Origin of the sequence: Nostoc sp. 'Peltigera membranacea cyanobiont' 213 (assembly GCF_002245975.1) — a bacterium.
In the GTDB taxonomy this organism is placed as follows: Bacteria; Cyanobacteriota; Cyanobacteriia; order Cyanobacteriales; family Nostocaceae; genus Nostoc.
In genome coordinates this window covers 1-1904 of record NZ_NOLI01000334.1, presented here as the reverse complement: position 1 = coordinate 1904, position 1904 = coordinate 1, and the positions used below count along the sequence as shown (strand labels likewise).

At 41.3% G+C, this 1904-nt stretch carries 2 protein-coding genes; both read right to left on the bottom strand.

Features of this window, described 5'->3' with window-relative positions:
* Positions 1-492: 492 nt before the first annotated feature.
* Positions 493-783 (bottom strand): LysM peptidoglycan-binding domain-containing protein, encoded by a 291-nt coding sequence (locus CDG77_RS34695; RefSeq protein WP_094333632.1) that lies wholly within the window; start codon positions 781-783, stop codon positions 493-495.
* 23 nt (positions 784-806) lie between these two features.
* Positions 807-1352 (bottom strand): 3D domain-containing protein, encoded by a 546-nt coding sequence (locus CDG77_RS34690; RefSeq protein ID WP_094333631.1) that lies wholly within the window; start codon positions 1350-1352, stop codon positions 807-809.
* Between the last annotated feature and the right edge of the window lie 552 nt (positions 1353-1904).

Below are 1904 nucleotides of genomic sequence, written 5' to 3'. Positions count from 1 at the left end.
AAATATATTTTCATACTGAAAAATATGATTAGCGATCGCACTTTTTTTGAGTCGCCTAACAAAATCGCATTGCTCCCGCATACACCTTAATTGAGGAAATTTGATCGTTCCAAACATCTCCAAGCGAGGCAAACTCTTGATCAATATTCCCTGACGTTTTTCCAGAAAAATTAGCATCAGTAAAGATTTCAATAGACATCGTAATTCTCTGAATCTCCTTTGTAATTTAACGCAATCATATTATCCATTCTTTGACATATATCGTGATTGGGGTGGATGAAGGCTCCAAATCAGTTAACTCACGATACTAATTCGATAACGAGCGAGGAAGTCTTATCGTTAAAGTCGTCACCGACATAAGGCGTATCAGCCGTAAATGTTAAGAAAGATATTTGATGACTTAGCAGGGAATGGCACTAAAACTCATGTGAAAGCTCGTCTGGGCAGGGTGTTGGGGGTAGGCTGAGTGGGTGTAGGGAAAAATCAAGAAAACTAAATACGGGTACAGACACAAATAAATTTCTTTTTCTTCCTCACGACACCCAACACCCAGAAGCCTTTGCCTATTGGGGGAAGGGGTGGTGGTGGTGGAGTGACAGACCCGTTAGGAATGCAGATTTCTTGACCTATCTGTAAATTTGTCACATCCGCGTCTGTTAAGGAAGTGCCATCTGGTTTTTTGAGTTCATACCAACGGTTGCCATCACCTAATTGTTGTTGAGCAATAACAAAAAGCGTGTCTCCAGACTTAACAATATATGAACTACCGATTGTACAAGACATAAATAAGTAAACCAAAAATTAAATTACAAAATTGCTGTAACAGACTGGACACCTAAATTGATTGTTTCTTCAACGCTATCAACAAAGATGTCAATCTTTTGACCGATAATTGCCGTACCGATATCTAGGGCAGCGGCAGGAACTTGCCTACCATCCCAAAGCACCAAGGTAAAATTTGTTAACAGGGGAATCACATTTGGGTCTACTGCACACTGTAAACGTCCAACGCTTTCACCTTGGCATTGTGATTGCAATTGAAGAGCAAGTGCTGCTTGCAATGTTACGCCATGCACGCCGGAGGCAGGTAGATGGCAATTGGTTTCCTCCATACTGTAAAATCTGGCTTCTAGATTTATTTGCTTCCCGGAGGGAGGAGGTAAAGGAGTAGACCTTGGAATGCATATTTCTTGACCCACTTGCAAATTAGAAGCATCCTCGTCTGTAAATGGGATGCCATCTGGTTTGAGAATCTCATGCCAGCGTTCACCATCATCTAATTGTTGTTGGGCAATGATAAAAAGCGTGTCTCCCGACTTGACAATATATGAATTACCGAGTGTACAAGACATAAATGAACTCCAAACAAATGCTTCAAAGTATTAATCGCTACATCCGCCTTGATGCTTAACATATAGCATCATTCCAGCCGCGTTAGAGACACTGACCATTATTGAACGGTTCGTAGTCAATATCTACACCGTCAAATCCAAAATCTTTGACCACATCTGCGATGGACCACTAGTATTCAAAGCCGTAGTTTGTTTTTACGTGAAGATTCTTATACTTCGGATGAGGAAATATGCGTCTCGTAATTTGGGATTATTTTTTGTGTCCCAAAGGTAGCCACCGCATTTTTCTAATCCCCCAGGGAAAACATTGCCCGCCCAGTCTCCGCACAAGGTCGTATTGATCACCATCTCCATATCTTTGAAATATCCGGGACACGGATTGAACCTGACGTAAGGGTTTCCCCATGTATTTGGATCAGGTGAATCTCCAAGCACATTCGCAGGGATGTTAACACGCTGCCAAAACCAAATTTTGATTAGACATCTCCGAAAACTATCAAAGCTTTGCTGTGGCTAGCTTATAAGACATAAATACAAGTATCAAAAACTAGC